The sequence below is a fragment of the Pectobacterium cacticida genome, from assembly GCF_036885195.1.
In the GTDB taxonomy this organism is placed as follows: Bacteria; Pseudomonadota; Gammaproteobacteria; order Enterobacterales; family Enterobacteriaceae; genus Pectobacterium; species Pectobacterium cacticida.
Window position 1 is genome coordinate 1,669,837 of sequence record NZ_CP133656.1, and the last position, 14,123, is coordinate 1,683,959.

Annotated in this window: 12 protein-coding genes, 2 tRNA genes and 2 pseudogenes; 8 read left to right on the forward strand and 8 right to left on the reverse strand. The window is 47.2% G+C overall.

Going from position 1 to position 14,123, the window contains the following annotated elements; genetic code table 11:
• The first annotated feature begins 453 nt into the window (after positions 1–453).
• On the forward strand, positions 454–1,920 hold the full coding sequence (gene ltrA, locus RFN81_RS07875; RefSeq protein ID WP_264498547.1) for a group II intron reverse transcriptase/maturase: 1,467 nt from the start codon (positions 454–456) through the stop codon (positions 1,918–1,920).
• A 143-nt stretch (positions 1,921–2,063) separates the two neighbouring features.
• Here the strand turns inward: ltrA and RFN81_RS07880 are convergent.
• From RFN81_RS07880 to mtfA, 3 genes and pseudogenes are all read right to left on the reverse strand, one after another.
• Positions 2,064–2,450: pseudogene (locus RFN81_RS07880) on the reverse strand (transposase); the annotation flags it as partial.
• Between the two features lie 131 nt (positions 2,451–2,581).
• Positions 2,582–2,657 (reverse strand) — tRNA-Asn (locus RFN81_RS07885).
• 108 nt (positions 2,658–2,765) lie between these two features.
• On the reverse strand, positions 2,766–3,560 hold the full coding sequence (gene mtfA / locus RFN81_RS07890; RefSeq protein WP_264498548.1) for a DgsA anti-repressor MtfA: 795 nt from the start codon (positions 3,558–3,560) through the stop codon (positions 2,766–2,768).
• A gap of 93 nt (positions 3,561–3,653) precedes the next feature.
• On the opposite strand from mtfA, the gene RFN81_RS07895 reads away from it, so the two are divergent.
• Positions 3,654–3,743, forward strand: a tRNA-Ser gene (locus RFN81_RS07895).
• Between the two features lie 310 nt (positions 3,744–4,053).
• Here RFN81_RS07895 and RFN81_RS07900 read toward each other — a convergent pair.
• The 4 genes and pseudogenes from RFN81_RS07900 to RFN81_RS07915 all read right to left on the reverse strand — a co-directional run bounded on the left by RFN81_RS07900 (position 4,054) and on the right by RFN81_RS07915 (position 7,637).
• A pseudogene (locus tag RFN81_RS07900) lies at positions 4,054–4,532 on the reverse strand (helix-turn-helix domain-containing protein).
• Between the two features lie 84 nt (positions 4,533–4,616).
• Positions 4,617–5,399: an HlyD family secretion protein gene (locus tag RFN81_RS07905; RefSeq protein WP_264498549.1), complete on the reverse strand. Its 783-nt coding sequence runs from the start codon at positions 5,397–5,399 to the stop codon at positions 4,617–4,619.
• Positions 5,396–5,611, reverse strand: coding sequence for a DUF1656 domain-containing protein (locus RFN81_RS07910; RefSeq protein ID WP_048822680.1), 216 nt, complete (start codon positions 5,609–5,611; stop codon positions 5,396–5,398). The genes RFN81_RS07905 and RFN81_RS07910 overlap by 4 nt, the downstream gene beginning before the upstream one ends.
• A complete protein-coding gene (locus RFN81_RS07915) occupies positions 5,601–7,637 on the reverse strand; it encodes an FUSC family protein (RefSeq protein WP_264498550.1) in 2,037 nt (678 codons plus the stop codon). Before RFN81_RS07915 ends, RFN81_RS07910 begins: the two co-directional genes overlap by 11 nt.
• A gap of 77 nt (positions 7,638–7,714) precedes the next feature.
• Between RFN81_RS07915 and RFN81_RS07920 the strand changes: the two genes are divergently transcribed.
• From RFN81_RS07920 to RFN81_RS07940, 5 genes are all read left to right on the forward strand, one after another.
• Positions 7,715–8,521 carry an AraC family transcriptional regulator gene (locus RFN81_RS07920; protein WP_048211281.1) on the forward strand — a complete coding sequence of 269 codons (807 nt, stop codon included), beginning with the start codon at positions 7,715–7,717 and terminating at the stop codon, positions 8,519–8,521.
• A gap of 334 nt (positions 8,522–8,855) precedes the next feature.
• Positions 8,856–9,578, forward strand: coding sequence for an RNA polymerase sigma factor FliA (locus RFN81_RS07925; protein ID WP_264498551.1), 723 nt, complete (start codon positions 8,856–8,858; stop codon positions 9,576–9,578).
• 202 nt (positions 9,579–9,780) lie between these two features.
• A complete protein-coding gene (gene fliZ, locus RFN81_RS07930) occupies positions 9,781–10,296 on the forward strand; it encodes a flagella biosynthesis regulatory protein FliZ (RefSeq protein ID WP_264498552.1) in 516 nt (171 codons plus the stop codon).
• Between the two features lie 636 nt (positions 10,297–10,932).
• Positions 10,933–11,721 carry a phosphate starvation-inducible protein PhoH gene (gene phoH / locus RFN81_RS07935; RefSeq protein ID WP_264498553.1) on the forward strand — a complete coding sequence of 263 codons (789 nt, stop codon included), beginning with the start codon at positions 10,933–10,935 and terminating at the stop codon, positions 11,719–11,721.
• Between the two features lie 251 nt (positions 11,722–11,972).
• Positions 11,973–12,401, forward strand: a complete 429-nt coding sequence (locus RFN81_RS07940; protein WP_264498554.1) for a universal stress protein — start codon at positions 11,973–11,975, stop codon at positions 12,399–12,401.
• Positions 12,402–12,490: 89 nt separating this feature from the next.
• Here RFN81_RS07940 and RFN81_RS07945 read toward each other — a convergent pair whose 3' ends face one another.
• Positions 12,491–12,676 (reverse strand): GhoT/OrtT family toxin, encoded by a 186-nt coding sequence (locus RFN81_RS07945; protein WP_264498555.1) that lies wholly within the window; start codon positions 12,674–12,676, stop codon positions 12,491–12,493.
• A 462-nt stretch (positions 12,677–13,138) separates the two neighbouring features.
• On the opposite strand from RFN81_RS07945, the gene RFN81_RS07950 reads away from it, so the two are divergent.
• Positions 13,139–13,420, forward strand: a complete 282-nt coding sequence (locus RFN81_RS07950; RefSeq protein ID WP_264498556.1) for a hypothetical protein — start codon at positions 13,139–13,141, stop codon at positions 13,418–13,420.
• Positions 13,421–14,123 lie beyond the last annotated feature (703 nt).

Below are 14,123 nucleotides of genomic sequence, written 5' to 3' on the forward strand. Positions count from 1 at the left end.
AAGAGCGAATCGTGAGGTTCAATCTGAAACTGCCAGCCGCAGGTGGTGAAGGCGCAAGGCGCAAGGGATAAGGGTATGGTCAGCATAAGCAAACCCCGATAAGCATCGTAATACTTAAGGAGCCAAAGCGGCTGTCAGGCTTCAGCCAAAAGGCACGCGATCAGGTATGTCCTCTCACAGATGGGGCATCGTGAGCGTTATATCGCCGGTGTTAACGGGGGACCTAACCCCTTGAGTTACAGGAACGGAACGTGGTAACCCCGTACAACTCCGTCAGGTAGTGAGTTCATGAGGACAAGCCATGGTTGTGCGGGAATGGGACGCCGGAAGAAGCGAATGATCGGTTGTAATGGCTGATATACGGTTTTTTTTACCGACCTGAAAAGGAGCTGACGTCCAGTGGGTCTTCTCTGGCGAGAAAGTCTGGAATATCGACGTTATGAGGGAACGCAAATGACGCAGGCCACAAGCCAGTGCGGTGCGCCTTCAGCATCATCTCTGTGGTCATCGATCGACTGGCGACAGGTCGAAGATAATGTATTTCGATTTCAGATGCGTATCGCCAAGGCAACCAAAGCACAACGCTGGAATAAAGTGCGTGTGCTCCAGCGACTTCTTACCCGATCCCATCAGGCGAAGCTGCTGGCTGTAAGGCGCGTGACGTCTAACCGGGGACGTAACACGTCGGGCATCGACGGAACGCGATGGATAAACCCGCAACAAAAGTGGCAGGCCGCTCTGGCATTGTCCTGTCGGGGTTATCAGGCTCAGCCTCTAAGACGTATCCATATTCCCAAAAAGAACGGCAAAACAAGGCCGTTGGGGATCCCTACTATGCACGATCGCGCCATGCAGGCACTCTTTCTGTTAGCAACAGAGCCCGTGGCGGAAAGCACAGCCGATCACCATTCGTATGGTTTTCGACCAAAACGCTCAGCCGCAGACGCAATAGAGCGGTGTTTTGTTGTGCTGGTACAAAGATCATCAGCACAATGGATCCTCGAAGGGGATATTAAAGGCTGCTTTGATAACATCAGCCACGACTGGATGTTAAGGCATCTTCGCATCGAGCGTAAGATACTTGCGCAATGGCTGAAGGCAGGCTTTGTCGAGAAAGGACAGCTTTTCTCCACCGTAGCAGGAACGCCACAGGGTGGCATCATCTCCCCCTGTCTGGCTAATGGTGTATTGGACGGTATGGAATTGATGCTGAAAAGCATCACAAAACCCACAGACAAAGTGCACCTGGTCAGGTACGCCGATGATTTTGTGATAACCGGTAGCTCGAAAGAGCAACTGGAAAACATCATCAAACCGGCGGTAACAGGCTTCCTCAGGGAAAGAGGGCTGACGCTATCTGAAGAGAAAACGGCGATCGTATCGATCACTCAGGGATTCGATTTTCTGGGGTTTAATGTACGCAAGTACGGCAGTAAATTGTTGATTAAACCTGCGAAAAGCAGTATCAAATCCTTCCTTGATGTTATCAGAAAAGAGATCAGAGCAGGCATTGCGCTACCTACAGCTTCGTTAATAGGCTTGCTCAACCGTAAAATAACAGGCTGGGTAAACTATTATCATCATGTGGTGGCAAAAGCGGTCTTCAGTAAAATCGACACCGCCATCTTTTGGGCTCTTTATCGCATGATAAGGCGAAAACATAGCAGGAAATCAAAGGGCTGGCTTTACCGAAAGTATTACGGTAACAGAGGGATGCGTCGCTGGATATTTCACTCGGTCTATCAGGTGAAGAGTGGCGAAAGCAGGATAATTAGCCTGAAACAAGCCTCAGCAACGCCAGTACGACGTCACCGACAAATCCGTTCAGCCGCCAATCCCTACGATGTGGAATACCTTGATTACTTTAAAGAGCGAATGCGGAAATATCCTCCACAGCAGGAGGTTGCCGGGTCAGAGTAATCTGGCTTTATGAAGGGCTGAGCCGTGTGCGGGGAAACTTGCACGCACGGTTCTGAGGAGAGGGAGTCGCAGAAATGCGGCTCTCTTATCCGACTAACTGCCACCGTAGGGAGCGTTCAGAATTCTGTGTCACGGTAAAAATATTACAGCGTAATCACGCTATTCAGCCGCCCGTCAAAATAGATGGCTAACTGCGACAATGTCAAATTCCAGTTCTGGATAGGCATTGTCCACTTCTCCTGCGCATTCAGCAGCCCCAGATAAAGCAGCTTCAACAGGCTGTTTTCATTAGGGAACGCGCCTTTGGTTTTCGTCAGTTTCCTGAACTGACGGTGCACCGACTCAATGGCATTGGTTGTGTAAATAACCTTGCGGATATCTGCGGGATAGCGGAAGTACGCCGACAGATTTTCCCCTTTCCGACGCCACGACTGGATAACCCCCGGATACTGCTGACCCCAGCGGGCTTCCAGTTCATCCAGTGCGGTTTCCGCCGCGGCTTTCGATACCACACGGTAAACCGATTTTACCAGTATTTTTACCAGCAAAAGGGTATGGCTTCGAGTGTTTTTTAGTGGACGAGGGCGAACCTGAAGAAGGGGATAACCAATTGATAAAAAGCAAAAAAGCAGACGTCAGCGAACGTCTGCTTTCTCTAAATTGGCTCCTCTGACTGGACTCGAACCAGTGACATACGGATTAACAGTCCGCCGTTCTACCGACTGAACTACAGAGGAATCGTGTGAACGGGGCGGATGATAGCCGTCCACCTCGGCACTGTCAACGGCAAAATCCGCTTCATTGCCTGACTGTTTAGGCTATATACAGTTTGCCATCCTGATAAGTTAGTCCGTAGAGGCGCCGTGATCGACACAGTTTTGCCAACGCTTTAGACGGGCAAGAGGATCTTGACGATAAAATTTTTGAAAACAACGATATAAATCGGGGAACCGTTCATCGAGAAGCTCAGGCGCGCTGAAAAAATATTCCGATAATACAGCAAAGCATTCCGCTGGATCGTGCACCGCATAAGGATCTATGCTGGCAGCTTCTTCACCGACGAGATCAATCTCCTCCTGTAAGGCATCCATCGCACCATGTAATTGCCGTTCCCAGGCGGGAATATCACGCAACGGAATAAGAGGCACTCCGGTTGCCAAGCCAGTGCTGCGAATATCCAGCTTATGTGCGACTTCATGAATAACGAGGTTAAAACCCGATAGGTCGAAGGAGTCCTGCACTTCTTGCCAATTAAGAACTATCGGCCCCTGCTCCCAGCTTTGCCCAGACTGCATCATTTTTTCTTTATGTACGAGCCCATAATCATCCTGCCACTCCTCTTCGACCATAAATGGGCCGGGATAGATAAGGACTTCATGGAACCCATCCAGCGCATCCACGCCGAGCGATAAAACCGGTAATGCAAATAATAGCGCGATACGCTGCTGCATGGTTTCCGTTAGCATCAATCCTTGCAAGGGAATCAAGCGCTTTTGTTTCAAAAACTGGGCGGCAATTACAACCAGTCGTTGTAGCTCCTCATCACTTAGAGGGGCGAGAAGCGGCATAGAAATCGCAGCTTGCCATTGTTCAAATAATTGCACAGGAGGTTGAGTGTTTTTCCACGGCCATTTAATCATTATTATTGCTCGTTTAGTCATCACTTGGATTTAAAGGCGAGGGTTGATACTGTTAAAATGCCGCAAAAGCGGGCATCATAGCAACCGTTAAACGGAGAGATGCCGGAGCGGCTGAACGGACCGGTCTCGAAAACCGGAGTAGGGGTAACTCTACCGGGGGTTCAAATCCCCCTCTCTCCGCCAACCATTCAATAAAATCAACATCTTACACGACGATTTTGATTTTGTAATGCATACATCCCCAGCATTAAAATTGGTTTCTTTCACCCAATTTTCTTGCTTTTAACGCTGCCATTTTTATCATGTTGCTTCTTGCTGGGCATCCACTTTTACCCCCTCTAGCTCACACTCTCAAAACAAATTATCTTTAGGCCTTTGCTGGCACGCGAAAATCGCTCTGGCTGGTGGATTCACATATTTGTTTGGGAAACGGGAAGTAGATGAAAGCAAGTGAAGAGATGAAAGCGGTAAAACAGTGGTTCAAGCTGAGTAACTATGATGTTTTACAGGAGCTAACCATTAGCTGTGTGATCCATAGACATCGTTTCAATTTTCTCAGCTCAAGCCTGTAATTCTGTTCCTGTATATGCTCTTCATTGGGCTGATAGTTTGTCTGAACGGCATCAGAGTATGGCATTTGCTCAGCAAGTTCGAAGTAGCGCTCCATCGGCGTTTTACCGTTGTCAGCGCGATGAGGACGTACCCAGTTATAGTAATGCTGCCACCCAGATTTCGCAGGGAACGTAACTCCATAATCAGAGCGACTTCGCTAGCGCCAGTTTTCGTTGATGGTGAGCATTTAGGGCGGCGGCTATGGCTTTCCAGGCCAGCGATGCCCTGAGCCAGATATTCGCGCCACCATTTACGCAATGTGGGGCGAGAGATGCCACTGCGGCGGCATACGAACCCGGCATCACCGGACGTTTCATAGCGTTTTACCCACTGTAGCCGCTGCTGGATTTCTCTGTTCACAGTGAGTCATTATAGTGAAATGATGTCTATGAATCACACACCGAAGGTCTGCATAAATCCTCAATATAGAGACCCTACTTTTTATTATGGTGTGATGGATATACTCGCAGACAGTCCAGCCACCAATTCAACCCCCTCCGGCAACGTGTCTATATGAATCCGAACCGGGATACGCTGCGCGAGCCGCACCCAGCTAAAGGTTGGCTCGACATTAGGCAGGCCAAGCCCCCCGGTCTCGTCATTGTTATCATCTATTCCGCGTCCGATACTCTCAACATGACCTGTGATCACCGGCTTAAATCCCATCAGCGTAATGTGTGCAGTATTTCCCGTGCGGATATGTTGCAACTTAGTCTCTTCAAAATAACCAACCACCCAAAAACTATGGGCATCAATGATGGCAACTTTAGTTTCTCCCGCGGTGGCATAGTCGCCAGGGCGAAGCCGCAAATGTGTGACATAGCCCGCAACGACGCTGGCTGCGCTGGCTGTTTGCTGTAAATCCTCGCTGGAAATCACCCCTTTAATCTGAGAGCGTCGCCTCGCCGCATCCTGGCGCATCAGCATTTCATGACGTTTCGCCTCAACATCAGCCTGTGCGCTGACCACAGCCAATCTCAACCAGTGCGGGTCAATGGAATAGAGCACATCGCCCCGATTAACCCACTGATTATCGCGGACGGCCACATTCAGCACCGGTCCGGAGACATCCGGCGCAATCTGTACGACATCCGCACGAACTCGACCATCGCGGGTCCAGGGGGTTTGCGCATAATGTTTCCAGAGAATAAAAGCCAAAAGCGTAGCCACCGCCACAGCGCTGAACGTCAGCACGTAGCGGCCCAGTAGAGAAAGTAACGATTTCATTTAAAAAAACCCAGTTCGGTCAGCCCCTGCAACAGCAGGTAAAAAGTAATAATGAAGACGGAAAAATCGATCATCGGTCTAAAGGGCAAGCGGCGGTAACCCTTGCTGAAAGAGAAAAGATGTACGAGAAATAGTGTACAGGTCAGTGCAACGAGGGCAATTACCAGCAGACCGGGTACAAAAACGCCCTCAATATTGAAATCATTGATCATTAGCAGGCTCCATTTTCTGAACGCTTAATGCGCAGTAAAGATCAACCAGTTGATCAACATAATGCCGCGATAGTTCATCTGTTACGCTCAAGCTGCGCTCAGTCAGACTGGCGATCCGTTGAAGTAAGGTGTCAATATCTGTCGAGTGTGTAAGAAGGGTGAGCACTTCTTTTATTTCTTTGTTCGCATGCGCATCACATCGGCGTAATCGCATTACACACAGCCCTACACGCAGGGCGTACAACAAATGATGTGCCCGTTCCGGTGACTGTCCGCTGCGCTGCAATCGCGGCAGTATCAACGCTGCCCGATCGATCATAAGGTTGGTCCAGAGGGTTTCGTCTGTATTCAGCACACCTTTCACGCTGCGGTTAATATCTCGCTGGCATAATTGAAGCAGGCGATTTATTGCCGCATCTGCCTGTACAGTTTGCAGAAAGCCCATGCTGAATACCGCAAAGCCAGTTGCAGAAAATAGTGCGATAGCGGTATTCACCGCCACGGCAAAATCCCCGCTGTAATGTGCACCCAGTTCGCACAAAATAGGCAGCGTCAGTGTGATCCCCATCGCCATAAACGTGGTGGGCGGTCTGGCCTGGAGCGATCCAGCCAGCAGATAGATCGGAGCTAAAACCGTTACCAGCACGATAAAATCACTGACTTGCGGTAGGAGAACGAAGCTGTAGATCAGGCTTATCACAACCCCCCAGAGGGAGCCAATAATGTATTTCACAATATGTGGGGCAGGCGTATCGAAGCTGCCAAACAGTGTGCAACAAACGCCAAGGATAGATACTGCCGTACCGCCATCAGGCCATGCCGAGAAAATCCACACCATGCAGCCGCTCAGAATGATAGTGAAAGCGCCCAGTGCGGTGCGGGCAGCAGTAAGAGGATCGCGGTGGAATACATACCCTTTCACGGTATTCATTTCCGGGTGCGCAGGCATCTGATTGGCGTGATGAATAGCATCCGAAAGACGATAGCACTGCTGCACGAGGACAATGGCCTCTAACAGGTAGCGCATAAAACTTAGACGCAGCGCTTCTTCAAACGTCAGCTCATACACTGAATAGCGCTGTAGTAATTTTTCACTCCTTTTTTTGAGCGCTTCACCCTCGCTTTTGAATTTTCCTTCATCTTTGCAGGCCAACCAGACCTCAACATCACCCAGCAGAATTTGCACATCTACAGGTATCGTCGCTATCAGCGCTAAACGGTCGCGTAACTCACAGTTAACAATGACTAATCGCGCAAGCCTGTCATGAAGCCTTTTTCTCGCTTGCCGGACCGGTACAGAGAACGCAAAATCATAAGGGACATGATGGCTGATACCCTGCAGGAATTGTAATGCCAGTGCCATATGCAGCGGCCCGGAAGCAGCGTCGGGTTTGCCTGCTAAAGTCTCTGCGATACGCTGTCGCGCCGCGAGTAGCGTCTGCGACAATTTACTGTTGAACTGGCCTGAGATGCGCGCGGGCAATACATAGCGATGAATAAGTGCCGCGCAGAAGATACCGATCATGATTTCCTGTACCCGAACAATAGCGATGTTAAAAATCGCACCAGGATCGGATACCGCAGGGAAGCCAATCAGACTCGCAGTGTAACCAGCCAGGACGAAACCATAGGCGCGGGGCGTGCGTTCCAGCAAGGATAAATAGAGGCAGAAGGTGATCCAGCCCGTAAGTATCACACTGAAAAATAACGGCATATTCACAAAAGCAGGTACAATTAATACCGTTATGCCCGCGCCGACTACCGTTCCCACCAGACGATACAGACTTCTGCTCAGCGACGCTCCGACGGAGGTTTGGGAAACAATATACACGGTGATAATTGCCCAAGAAGGCCGCTCCAGGCCAATTGACAGTGCAATGTAGTATGCGAGCATCGCTGCGGCAAAACTCTTCGCGGAATAGAGCAGAGCGTTCGCATCATTCAGTAGTGAAGGAAAAGCCATACCGCGAAGACGTTGGCATATCGTGTGTAAAAAATGAAAGTAACTCGCGTTAATTTTTTTCATGCCGGAAATTATTACCGGCTTGCATATCCACTTAAATACTCTATTCTGTCAAAAAAATACCTAAATGTTGCCAATCTATGTTACCCCCACTCGCCAATACGCTGTTTGATCCGGATGCCACCCCCTGCCCCGCAGTCGCGCGTCATTTGGATTTTGTCGATTACGCGGCCGAAGTGCCTGTGCATACGCACCGCAAAGGGCAATTGATTATTGCCCTCTATGGGGCGGTCATTTGTCGCGCCGAAAATGATATCTGGATCGTGCCGCCTGATTGTGCCGTCTGGATCCCTGGGGGAGTGCCGCACAGCGCCAAAGCTACTTGGAATGCGCATCTCAACTATCTGTTTATCGAACCTGGAGCTGTCGCGCTGCCGGAGCGATGCTGTACTCTGGCAATTTCCAGTCTGATTAAAGAACTTGTTGCCCGTTTAACCCGCGAGGGCGTCGAATATCCACCGGAAAGCCATCCCGCCAGACTGACCAGAGTAACACTCGATGAATTAGCCACCATGCCTCAGCAGAAACTGAGCCTCCCTGTGTCGTCGCATCCTAAAATCCGCGCCATGGCCGATGCTCTGGTCAGTCAACCTGATGACCGAAGCACATTCAAAGCATGGGCAAAAAGACTGGCGCTTAGCGAGCGTTCTCTCGCGCGTTTAATGCTGCGCGAAACCGGGTTGACGTTCGGACGCTGGCGTCAGCAACTGCAACTGATAATTGCTCTCCGGGAACTGGCTAGCGGCGTTTCAGTTCAGAATGTTGCAGCTAATCTGGGGTATGAATCGGTTAATGCGTTTATCACCATGTTCAAAAAAACAATGGGCAGTACACCCGCGCACTATTTTGCCGAAAGGAAAACAAGCGCACACCTAACCGATATTTAGCGACATCAGGTTATCCAGGAAACCAGAGGTGAGTCATAGAGCCGTATGCAGCATCCTGATGTATCCGTCTCCCTGTGCGGGGTACCGCACCACAGAATCTTTATCGCATGGAACACGTGCGATGATGGGATTGCTAGTATGAAGTATGAGCGCTACCTCACGTTTTATATAAGAATTAGCCCCGATGTTGGCCCTGATTAGGCGGGGCATTAAGCGCTATGGCGCAGGCCGTATCCTAAATAACCCGCCTTTTACGCCCCTATTCAGGCGATTGGCTACCCTACCTAAAAGCATAATAGTGTCGATAACATCATTATCGTAGGTATTTGTCACTGTGAGCGATTTGTATACCGCCGAAGGCACAATGGATAAAAATTCCCTTTGGAAGCGCTATGTTCCTCTGGTGCGCCATGAAGCCTTGCGTTTACAGGTTCGTCTCCCCGCGAGTGTTGAGCTTGACGATCTGCTGCAAGCAGGGGGTATCGGTTTGCTCAGTGCCGTCGAACGCTATGATTCGTTACAAGGTACAGCATTTACAACCTATGCCGTTCAACGGATCCGTGGTTCGATGTTGGATGAATTACGTAGCCGTGACTGGGCTCCACGCAGTGTGCGGCGTAATGCGCGGGAAGTGGCACAGGCAATGCAGCAGGCTGAACAACAACTTGGCCGAGCGCCAACGGAGCAGGAAGTGGCTCAGGCTCTGAATATTTCGCTTGAAGATTATCGACAGATATTGCTGGATACGAATAACAGCCAGCTTTTTTCTTACGATGAATGGCGTGAAGAGCATGGTGATAGTGCTGAGGCCCTATTGGAAGGCAACGAAGAGGCGAATCCACTTTATCAACTCATGGAAGGCAGTTTACGCAATCGCGTCATGGATGCGATCGATAGCCTTCCAGAACGTGAGAAACTGGTATTGACGCTTTATTATCAGGAAGAATTGAACCTGAAAGAGATCGGTGCTGTTCTTGAAGTAGGGGAGTCTAGGGTCAGTCAGTTGCATAGCCAGGCGATAAAGCGTCTACGTGTGAAATTAATGAATGATGTTTAATTGCGCAACGTAGTAATATTGTTATTAATATATATTTTTGGCCAATGAAGCCGTAGGAAAATGTAACCATCTAGTGCTGTTGAGTATTAGGCAGTCGCATTGAGATGGTCATTTAGCCTGTTTTATTGCATTCAACTTCTATCGTAATAAGCATAATTATGGCTTCTCGCTGATATATATATTTTTGTCATGGAATGGATTCATGCACTCATCAATTCGGAAGAAACAGCTGCTAAGCCGTTATCTGAAAGACTTTAAACAGAGACAGACCCATTGTTCACAATGTGATAAGAAACTTGACCGTGTTTCTTTAGTATTTCGTGATCAACTTATCAATAAAAAATCGATTGGTAGTATTGACAGGTTGATCGACGATGCAATGTGGGCAGACCTGCAACAAGAATTAATCCCACTTTGTCGCTTTTGTAGCGAAATATTATGCAATACCCATGCTTGCTATTTCGATATTAAAGCATTCACTCAATATTTAATCGAACAAACCGATGTTCGTCAAAGTACAATGCGAGAGTATGTCATTCGTCTGCGGCGTTTGGATGAATTACTCGTTGCTAATAATTATCCTGCGGAGACTTTTTCGAAAAACCAATATGGTGTGCAGCAACGGGTGTGTGATTATCTACCCGGCATTGAACAAAGTATTTACCGTAGCGCCCTACGCAAATACGATCAATATCTGAACTGGCAGAGACATTTTTGACAGCACAGGTGCATCGCATCTAGATGTGAGCGCGTATCACCTCTAGGTGCCAGCATGTACTTTAGAAAGCATTCAATGTTGGTGAGGAGACTAAAAAAATATCAGTACTTGAGGGCACCTTGTCTCTCAGGACGAGATTGCCAAATCGCTAAAAGCTGACTATATGTAAGTATTATGGCAGTGTAAAAATGCTTGCATCACAGGGGTAAATTATTGCACTGTCATACTAATGAAATCATTCAACACTAATTTTTAGGCATGGGTTCTGTCGTGCGATCATTCATTGTTCTGTGGAATAGTCTTTGACATAGTGAGGAGCGCGAATGGTAATGTCCTTTGGTGGACGTAGTAGTCGATGTCAAAATTTTACACTGCTGACTCGCCGTCGCGAGGGATACCCCTTCCACTTATCTTCGATGTTGTGTCATTCTTTTTTTACCCAAGTCCAACTTTCTCTTTCTTTGATTATCCTATTATTCATAGATGCTCGGCTCGCTTTGCACTTAGCATCATGGATGAATCATGAGTACTTTCTGTCCGCTATAGGCTTAATAAGGAAGCCTGACCTCGTTAGTGAGTTAAACGTCGCGCACTGCAAAGCAGTGCGGTAAGTGAAACAAACTGTAAGGTGTCACTATGGGAAGACAAAAAGCAGTGATCAAAGCTCGTCGTGAAGCGAAACGTGTTATTCGTCGTGAGTCGCGTAGCCATCGTCAGCGAGAGGAAGAATCGGTCACTTCTCTGGTACAAATGGGGGGCATTGAAACCATCGGAATGGCTCGTGAGAGCCGCGATAATTCGATTCTTCAAGCCCGTACTGTTGCCCAGGAACATTATTTGTCTGCGATAGAAAATAAACAGCTTATTTTTGCCACGGGTGAAGCGGGGTGCGGTAAAACCTACCTGAGCGCAGCGAAAGCAGCGGAAGCGCTAATCCATAAAGAAGTCGAGCGTATTATTGTTACACGCCCGGTGTTGCAAGCCGATGAGGATCTTGGCTTTTTACCCGGTGATATCACGGAGAAGTTTGCGCCATATTTCCGCCCGGTTTACGACATTCTCTTAAGGCGATTGGGTTCCTCTTTTATGCAGTACTGCCTGAGACCAGAAATTGCCAAGGTAGAAATTGCACCTTTTGCCTACATGCGTGGGAGGACGTTTGAAAACGCGATGGTGATTCTGGATGAAGCGCAAAATGTGACGGTGAGCCAAATGAAGATGTTTCTGACGCGACTGGGTGAAAATGTCACCGTTATCGTTAATGGTGATGTAACGCAGTGTGACTTGCCCACTGGAGTAAAATCTGGACTGAGTGATGCATTGGAACGGTTCGCTGAGGATGACATGATTGGCGTGGTCACTTTCGGCAAAGAGGACTGTGTGCGTTCGGCATTATGCCAACGCACACTTCATGCATACGACTGATATCTGGTCGGCGCGGGCTTGGTTAGCGGCCTAATCATAAAACGCCTTTGCTTATGCCAAAGGCGTTTTTTTGTGCGGGGTCCCAAGTTTAACCATGTAGATCATGTCTTACCTTTCCTCTCTGTGGCTGCGCGGCGTGGTTAAAATAGCCACGATGAGGTGTAACAGTGAACGGGATCATATTTTGTTAACGACGAGCAGACTACGCTTTTTATCTATAGATAAGTAATCACCCTACTGGAGAGGCAATAATGTACACGAATATCTTGGTACCAATAGATATAGAAGAAGATGAACTGACGTCGCAGGCGCTAACGCATGCGGTCAGATTGGCGAAAATGTCAGGGGCAGCAATACATCTTTTTCATTCTCTACCCGATGCGTCGGCATTTTTATCTGCGTATTCTTTTGGTATCAAAGAATTCGAGAATGAGGCGGTGGTGAAAGCAAGTGATAGATTGAAATCACTGGTGCAAAAAATTGATTTGCCTGCGTCGCGTTTATCTTTTAGTGTCAGCTTCGGCGCGGCACGAGACGAAGTGTTAGCGCTGGCAGAGGAGATGGAGGCCGATCTTATCGTGATTGGTTCGCGACGACCGAATGTAAAAACCTACCTGCTTGGGTCAAATGCGGCAGCCATTGTCCGTCATGCAAAGATATCCGTGTTAGTTGTTCGCTAATTGTTACGTTGTGCTGCACACCGGGTGTGTTCTTAAGCGGCCAAGCGTTTCACCAGATGCCTGAAAAGAATATTGCGCTGCTTGTTGCCTCAGAAAATGGAGAACAATAATACAACCGGGAAGCTCAATGGCCAGGTCAGCCCTATCATCAATGATGCCAAAAACCGCATGAACAACGATTTATCTTTACTTAACAAGAAAGTAACAGTTAAAGAAATAACAAAACCAAACATATAGATAAGTTTAATGAGTTCCCAGAGGGCGTGGTGTGACACATTGGCTTCCTTTTATTCTCGTCGCGCCTGCATTCTATGGTGTTAAAATTTTATGATCAATTCTTTAACCTATAATGGGCTATCGATGGGCACCACAGCATGTATATTGTACTACAATGATGACTTACCGAGCTGAATGACGCTTCAGTGTGACCATGATACCCGCGATTGGCGCGGGCATAGATGATGATTTTTTTCCATGTCAATATTCAGTATGGTAGAAAATGGCGGAATTTCTGATGGATAGATCATAAATTTGATTATTTCGTTATCAAGCGCTCTTATTGCGATGCTGACCAATACTGGGTATACGCGATAAATATAAGAGCAAGGTAATCATCCTCACGCTAAGAAATTAATTAATTTCCTATTGTGACAGAAATATTAAATTTTTATTTCAGTATAGACATTATCTGCCAGCTGTCATAGCTTACTATTTTACCCCATGAGAAAGGTAATAAAATGAGTGAGATATCAAGTTTGTCCCTGAAAATTTCTCCCGAGCTGAAAGAAAAAATTAAAGCTGCAGCTGTCGAAAATGGTGTATCCATTAGCGCAGAAGTGAGTGCTCGATTGCTGAAGAGCTTTGACGATATTCATCAGCCTTCCGCTTTGTCTTCTGAATCCGTTGATAATCAGGCCACTGAAGAAATTGGTACTGAAGCGCCATTAACGCAGAAAGAGCTGAAGAAACTTCGGGAGCTACTGAAAGGAAAATCCAAATCAGCTTCCAGAAAAAAATAGTTCTGTAGCGTATGATGATTTTCTAATGCTGTGTTAAATAAAAAATAAGCGTCCAGACTGCCGTTTAAAAGCGTCTGGGCGTTTTTTTATAGTCTTATCAAAATACGGCAGTAGGTTTTAAAAATGGCAAACATTCATATTTTTAAATGCAGTGTCATTATCGTTATTTCCAGATAAAGATGTTAAATCCGATAGTGTTATTAAATTTATTGGGAGTTATTATTATTTATTTTTGATATCTATTATTATCTGGCAAAGGTAAATTTGGTTATCAAAATGTTGCTTATCTTATAAATAGATAGATTTTAAATTAACGATCGATTAGATAGATATTAAAGTTCTACGTTAAGAAATATAAAGATTATCAACATAAGGCCGATACCGTCTTTGGTGTGGCAAAAATGAGACCTGACTGATATTGACGCGTTATTGCGACTATTAAATTTTAATAGCCGTGACGATATTGCTTTGAGATTCAATCGAAGATAAGAAACCCAGTGTTGAATTCTGGCATGAGGTGCGTAGTCAGAGGCGAAGCGGTGGTTGAGAGGTAAAATTGTGTTTTTTTTACGCCAATCTCTGCAGGACTTCGCTTTCACAAACTGTATTCGTTTAGGTCAAATTGTTTACACCGTAAGAGAGGTGGTTGGTGAGTTTTTATCAGGACGGTATTAATGAATCTCATCGTCGCATGCCGGAGGCC

Coding starts and splice junctions, on each gene's coding strand:
- ltrA (WP_264498547.1), top strand. CDS start 454: ATGACGCAGGCCACAAGCCAGTGCGGTGCGCCTTCAGCATCATCTCTG.
- mtfA (WP_264498548.1), bottom strand. CDS start 3,560: ATGATTAAATGGCCGTGGAAAAACACTCAACCTCCTGTGCAATTATTT.
- RFN81_RS07905 (WP_264498549.1), bottom strand. CDS start 5,399: ATGAAATCGTTACTTTCTCTACTGGGCCGCTACGTGCTGACGTTCAGC.
- RFN81_RS07910 (WP_048822680.1), bottom strand. CDS start 5,611: ATGATCAATGATTTCAATATTGAGGGCGTTTTTGTACCCGGTCTGCTG.
- RFN81_RS07915 (WP_264498550.1), bottom strand. CDS start 7,637: ATGAAAAAAATTAACGCGAGTTACTTTCATTTTTTACACACGATATGC.
- RFN81_RS07920 (WP_048211281.1), top strand. CDS start 7,715: ATGTTACCCCCACTCGCCAATACGCTGTTTGATCCGGATGCCACCCCC.
- fliZ (WP_264498552.1), top strand. CDS start 9,781: ATGCACTCATCAATTCGGAAGAAACAGCTGCTAAGCCGTTATCTGAAA.
- phoH (WP_264498553.1), top strand. CDS start 10,933: ATGGGAAGACAAAAAGCAGTGATCAAAGCTCGTCGTGAAGCGAAACGT.
- RFN81_RS07940 (WP_264498554.1), top strand. CDS start 11,973: ATGTACACGAATATCTTGGTACCAATAGATATAGAAGAAGATGAACTG.
- RFN81_RS07950 (WP_264498556.1), top strand. CDS start 13,139: ATGAGTGAGATATCAAGTTTGTCCCTGAAAATTTCTCCCGAGCTGAAA.